Origin of the sequence: Rubrivirga sp. (genome assembly GCF_049648075.1) — a bacterium.
Lineage (GTDB): Bacteria > Bacteroidota > Rhodothermia > Rhodothermales > Rubricoccaceae > Rubrivirga.
Window position 1 is genome coordinate 1 of record NZ_JBARYR010000147.1, and the last position, 5,515, is coordinate 5,515.

A 5,515-nucleotide genomic window follows, 5' to 3' on the forward strand; every position below is an offset into this window, starting at 1 on the left:
GGGCGTACCTCCGTCGCGGCATCGTGTCGCCGCTGACGCGCTGGCGCTTGGGCATCCGCGGGATCGCGTTCGAGCTCGAGCAGGACCCGACCATCGACCCGCTGGCGTTCGACGTCCGCGACCAGAAGTCGGGGCGGTCGCTGCTGAAGAAGTACAGCGTTTGAGGGGTTGGGGACCGGGGTTTAGGGGTTGGGGAGATGCATCTTCTGGCCAACACCTAATCCCCAGTCCCCAAAACCCGCGACTATGAAACCCGCTACTCTCGTGTCCGCCCTCGAGGACGTGCTCGGCCAGCTCGGCGTGCGCGTGCGTCGGGAGCGGGGGACGTTTCGGGGCGGGCTGTGCCTGGTGGCGGGCGAGCCGGCGGTCGTGATCAACCGCGTCCACCCGCCCGAGGCCCAGGCGACGGTCCTGGCCGACGCCATCCGGGAGCGCGGCGGCGTCGACGACCTGTACCTCCGCCCGGCTCTGCGTGCCGCCCTCGAGGACGCGTGGACGCGCATCGACGCCGACCTCGAGGACGTACCGTCGGGAGGCGACGATGAGTAGTGGCGTCGAGGACGAGAACCACTCTGGCAACTCGTCCTCGAGGACGAGTCCGGCGCTGACGGTGACGCTGTTGGGAACGGGCACCTCGACGGGCGTGCCGGTGATCGGGTGCGCCTGCGCCGTCTGCACCTCGGATGACCCGCGCGACGCTCGGCTGCGCACCTCGGCACACATCGTGGCGCACGCGTCCGGGGGCGACGTGCACGTTCAGGTCGACGTCGGGCCGGACTTCCGCACGCAGGCGCTGCGCGCCGGCCTCGAGGCCGTGGACGGGCTGGTCGTCACGCACGAGCACTTCGACCACGTCACCGGTCTCGACGATCTGCGGCCGTTCTTTTTCAAGGAGCGCTCGACCGTGCCCGTCTTCGCCCGTCCCGGAACAGCGGACGCGCTACGGGCCATGTTCCGCTACGTGTTCGACCGGACGTACCCCGGCGCGTCGCTCCTGGACCTGCACCCGGTGGACGGCCCGTTCACGGTGGGGAGCCGGACGAACGGCGGGACCGTCGAGGTCACACCGATCACCGCACCCCACGGTGACTTCGAGGTCATGGGCGTCCGCATCGGCGGGTTCGCCTACCTCACCGACGTCGGCTCGGTGCCGGACGCGGCGCGCGCCGTCCTCGAAGGCGTCGATACGTTGGTCCTCGATGGGTTGCGACCCGAGCCGCACCCGACGCACCTGACGTTCCTCGAGGCCGCGGCCGTGGCGAAGGATGTCGGCGCGCGCCAAACGTGGCTGACGCACGTGACGCACAATGCGCTCCACGCCGAGGTCGACGCGACGTTGCCGGACGGCGTGCGGCTGGCCTACGACGGGCTCGTCCTCGAAGTCGAGGCGAACTCGCGCTAGGGTTTCTGGGCGACGGCGACGAGTCGGGTCGCGGACGGACCGTAGCTCTCGCCCTCGAGGTCGCCGTAGAGCGCGATGTCGTGGAAGCCAGCGTCCTGAAGCATCTCGCGGAGCTCACGACCGGAGTAGATCCAGTGGCCCAATCGGAACGACCGGGCGCCGTCGTCGCTCACGAACGTCCATTCGTTTTCCATCCGGGTCCAGTCGTCCGTGACCCAGCGGCGCTGCACGACCATTCCATCTGGTCCGTCCTCGACGGAGGCCGGTTGAAAGATCCTGGCCAGCACTTCCTTGCCGGCCACGTCCACGACGACAGACCCGCCAGGCCGCAGGCTCCGGTACGCGCCCTCGAGGACGCGTCGGTTCTCGGCGGCGTCGTCGAAGTAGCCGAACGACGTGAACAGGTTGAGGACGAGGTCGGCGTCGCCCTCGAGGACGTGGTCGCGCATGTCGGCGTGGACCCACTCGACCTCGACGTTTTCCTTTGTGGCGAGGTCGCGGGCCTTCTTCAGCAGGAACGCGCTCCGGTCGACCCCGACGACGTCCATGCCTCGCTTGGCCGCAGCGACGGCGTGGCGGCCCGGTCCGCACGCGAGATCGAGGACGCGCTGGGGCGTTTGTCCGACGAGGCGAAAGACAGCCTCGAGCTCGCCGTCGGCGTTCTCGAATCGATCGGCGGGAAACATGAATCCGAAGGAGGTCCCCCAGAACGCGTCGTCGGAGAACCAGTCGTCAGGGGTCGAAGAGGAGCGGGGCATCTCGGTGGGAGGGAGGAGGCCGTCCGCTACGGTAGCCATCCCCTCAAGATTCGAGGCGGGCACCGTCCTCGAGGACGGGTCTCACAGAACGACCTCGAGGTCGACGCATCCTTGACCCGTTGTGTCTCGGCTGCCCAGCCGGCACACCTCTTCTCCTCTTCTCGCGTTCCCTCTCCGAGCCTGCTCCGTTCGCGGCGCTAGCTTGACCGACATGTCCGACTCCCCCCGCCCTGGCGTCCTGGTCCTCAACGGACCCAACCTCAACCGGCTCGGCGTGCGCGAGCCCGACGTCTACGGCGCCCTCTCGTTGGGCGACATTGAGTCGAACCTGCGCAAGCATTTCCCGGACCTCGCCCTCGAGTTCCAGCAGCACAGTGGCGAGGGCGCGCTCATCGACGCGCTCCACAGCGCCGACACTGTTGAGACGGCCGGCGTCGTGTTCAATCCGGGAGGCTACGCCCACACATCGGTCGCCCTGCGCGACGCGGTCTCGAGCATCACGACGCCCGTCCTCGAGGTCCACATCTCGAACATCTACGCGAGAGAGAGCTTCCGCCACACGTCGCTGCTCTCGGCCGTCTGCACCGGCGTGATCACGGGCCTGGGCGTCGGCGGCTACAAGCTGGCCGTCCAGCACTTTGCCGGCTAGCGTGTCCCACGACGACCTCGAGGACGAGACGCCTCGGCCGCCACCTGCGTCGGTCCCGGAGCCCCAGAACGAGCCCGCACCCGACGATGTGCTCGGGTCGGTCGGGCTGAGTGGCCCCGAGCCCGGGGCCGAGACGCTCGCTGAGAACGATCCCGCGCCGGGCTCGCCAGCGGAAGAAGCCACTGAGGACCGGCCCAAGAGCGGCGCCCCGCTCATCATGGCCGGCATCCTGGCCAGCCGCGTCCTGGGCCTGGTCCGCGAGAAAGCCGTGGCCTACTTCTTCGGCGTCGGGCCGCACCTCGACGTGTACCAGTTGTTGATGCGGGGCGCCAACCTGCTCAACAACCTGTTGGGCGAGGGGACCCTCTCTGCGTCGTTTATTCCGATCTACAGCCGGATGATCGAGGAGGGGCGAGAGCGCGACGCTGGCCGGTTCGCAGGCGCCATCCTGGGTCTCATGATCGCGGTATCCGCGACGTTGACCCTAGCCGGCGTGCTCGCGGCGCAGTTCGTGGTCTCCGTCTTGGCGCCGGGCTTCCTCGGCGACGCCGAGAAGGTGGCCGCGGGCACGTTGGGCGTGGACCGGTTCGCGCTCGCGGTCGACCTGTTCACGTACGCCCTCCCGATGGCGGCCTTCCTGGCGCTCAGCGCGTGGGCGCTGGGCGTGCTCAACAGTCACCGCCGCTTTTTCCTGCCCTACGTCGCGCCGACGCTGATGAACATCGCGACGGTCGCGGGCTTGATCTGGGCCGCGACGACGCAGTTCGAGGACCCGTTCGGGCTGGGCGCCCTCGAGGTCGTCCCGGTGGCGTCGCTCAACACGCTCCTGGCCGCGGCCGTGATCGGCGCGTTGGTCGGTGGATTCCTGCAGTTCGCGGTCCAACTGCCACTCGTGTTCCGACTGATCAAGGGGTTCCGGCTCTCGGTCTCGACGAAGGTGGAGGGCGTCAAAGAGGCCGGCAAGGCGTTTGGGCCGGTCGTGGCCGGTCGCGGCGTGGCCCAGGTCTCGAGCTACGTTGACACGGTCCTGGCCGGGCTGGCGACGGCGGGCACGTTGGGAGCCATCCGCCCGGCGCTCGTCCTGTACATGTTGCCGATCTCGCTGTTCGGGATGAGCGTGGCGGCGAGCGAACTCCCGGAGCTGAGCCGGATCTCGAAAGAGAAGCTCGACGAGTTCCTACACCGCGTCGACCGATCGACGCGCCAGATGCTCTACCTCGTGGTCCCGACGGTCGTGGGCTACCTCGGGTTCGGGCTCATCATCGTGGCGGCGATCTTCGGCGGCGGCGCGTTCGCGGCCCAGGACACCTGGCTCGTCACGTTGATCCTGGCTGGGTACTCGCTCGGCCTTGGCGCGACGTCGGTGAGCCGGCTGCTCCAGAACAGCTTCTACGCCCTGGGCGACACCAAGACGCCGGCCAAGATCGCCGTGGCACGTGTGACGGTCTCGGGCCTGATCGGGGCCGGGCTCATGTTCGCGTTCGACCGCGTGACGGTGGCGGAGGCCATCGGCCTCGAGGTCGACGGCAGCATGCTGACGTTGGCGGCAGTAGGGCTTGCCTTGGGCGCGTCGGTGGGCGCCTGGATCGAGCTGTTCCTGCTCCGCTGGGCGCTCCGTCGCGAAGCCCCGTCGTTCGGACTCCCCGCCGGCCGCGTCGCTCGGATGCTCGGGATCGCGGGGCTGGCGGCGATCCCGGCCGCGCTCATCGTCGCGCTCGTGCCCGACGACGCGCTTCCCAACGTCGTCGACGCGCTCGCCGTGATCGGCGTGTACGGGGCGACGTACCTCGGGCTCGGCCACGTGCTCGGGTTCGAGGAAGGCGAGGCCTGGATCGGCCGGTTCTTGCGCCGCTCGAAGGACTAATCGCCCTCGAGGTCGCACGGCCTTCCTCGTCCTCGAGGTCGTTGGCTGAGTCCGTCCTCGAGGGCGTGACAGACTAGCGTCGGCTGGCCGTCGTACTCTCGGGCGTCACCCCCCGAACCTGTGGCTGGATACCGCGGACATCTCGCCGGCGCGACGGCGTTCTATGCCGTCTACCTCGCCGGCTTGGCATTGGTCTACTCCGTGGATCAGGCGTACCTCCAGTTTTCGGACGTGGAGTTGGTCGCGTACCCGCTGGCGCTGTTTGGGCTGTGCCTGATGTTCGGGCTGTGGCCGGACGTCGATACGAACTCGAAGGGACAGAACCTCTTCTACTCCATCTTTTTCCTGGTCGACGTCGTGCTGATCGCGGCCGAGCGGTTCGAGCAGGCGGCGTACCTCGGCCTGTTCTGCATCCTGCCGGCGATCGGGAAGCATCGAGGGTGGACGCACTCGCCATGGGCCATGCTCATCATTCCGAGCCCGCTGCTCGCCTTGCCGCTGTTGGTGGCGCCCGAGAAGCCGTTTGCGGGACTCCCATTCTACGGCGCCGCCGTCATCGGGTATTTCAGCCACCTGGTCATGGACGGACTGGTGTGGCGACTGCCGGGCCGACGCAAAGGGGCCGGCTGGTAGCCTACCGGCGCAGCAAGCGCCAGGCGACCGTCGCGGCTCCCACGGCGAGCCCAACACGCAACGGGACGGGATCGTGGACTGGCGGCGGGACGGACACGATGCCGGTCTCGTCGGCGACGGCGGATGTGCGGCCGTAGCGGTGCTCGAGCGGGACCTCCATGGTCCCGGCGTAGGCGCGCAACCGGCGGGCGGCGTCCTCGAGGACGGGC

6 protein-coding genes and 1 pseudogene are annotated in these 5,515 nt (G+C 68.8%); 5 read left to right on the plus strand and 2 right to left on the minus strand.

Annotation, left to right across the window (positions count from 1 at the left end):
• Positions 1 to 246: 246 nt before the first annotated feature.
• Both WBA11_RS04105 and WBA11_RS04110 read left to right on the plus strand, forming a co-directional pair.
• Positions 247 to 549: a hypothetical protein gene (locus tag WBA11_RS04105; protein ID WP_424519454.1), complete on the plus strand. Its 303-nt coding sequence runs from the start codon at positions 247 to 249 to the stop codon at positions 547 to 549.
• Positions 542 to 1,402, plus strand: a complete 861-nt coding sequence (locus WBA11_RS04110) for an MBL fold metallo-hydrolase (protein WP_424519455.1) — start codon at positions 542 to 544, stop codon at positions 1,400 to 1,402. Before WBA11_RS04105 ends, WBA11_RS04110 begins: the two co-directional genes overlap by 8 nt.
• On the opposite strand, the gene WBA11_RS04115 is transcribed toward WBA11_RS04110, so the two are convergent.
• Positions 1,399 to 2,160 (minus strand): class I SAM-dependent methyltransferase, encoded by a 762-nt coding sequence (locus WBA11_RS04115; RefSeq protein WP_424519456.1) that lies wholly within the window; start codon positions 2,158 to 2,160, stop codon positions 1,399 to 1,401. The two genes, WBA11_RS04110 and WBA11_RS04115, sit on opposite strands and share 4 nt — an antisense overlap.
• 211 nt (positions 2,161 to 2,371) lie before the next feature.
• Between WBA11_RS04115 and WBA11_RS04120 the strand changes: the two genes are divergently transcribed.
• From WBA11_RS04120 to WBA11_RS04130, 3 genes are all read left to right on the plus strand, one after another.
• Positions 2,372 to 2,809 carry a type II 3-dehydroquinate dehydratase gene (locus WBA11_RS04120; protein ID WP_424519457.1) on the plus strand — a complete coding sequence of 146 codons (438 nt, stop codon included), beginning with the start codon at positions 2,372 to 2,374 and terminating at the stop codon, positions 2,807 to 2,809.
• Position 2,810: 1 nt separating this feature from the next.
• The gene (gene murJ, locus WBA11_RS04125; protein WP_424519458.1) at positions 2,811 to 4,673 is read left to right on the plus strand and encodes a murein biosynthesis integral membrane protein MurJ; all 1,863 of its coding nucleotides are present in this window, start codon (positions 2,811 to 2,813) and stop codon (positions 4,671 to 4,673) included.
• 120 nt (positions 4,674 to 4,793) lie between these two features.
• Complete coding sequence (locus tag WBA11_RS04130) at positions 4,794 to 5,306, plus strand: metal-dependent hydrolase (protein WP_424519459.1); 513 nt, start codon at positions 4,794 to 4,796, stop codon at positions 5,304 to 5,306.
• A gap of 1 nt (position 5,307) precedes the next feature.
• On the opposite strand, the pseudogene WBA11_RS04135 reads toward WBA11_RS04130, so the two are convergent.
• Positions 5,308 to 5,515 (minus strand): annotated as a pseudogene (locus WBA11_RS04135) (hypothetical protein); the annotation flags it as partial.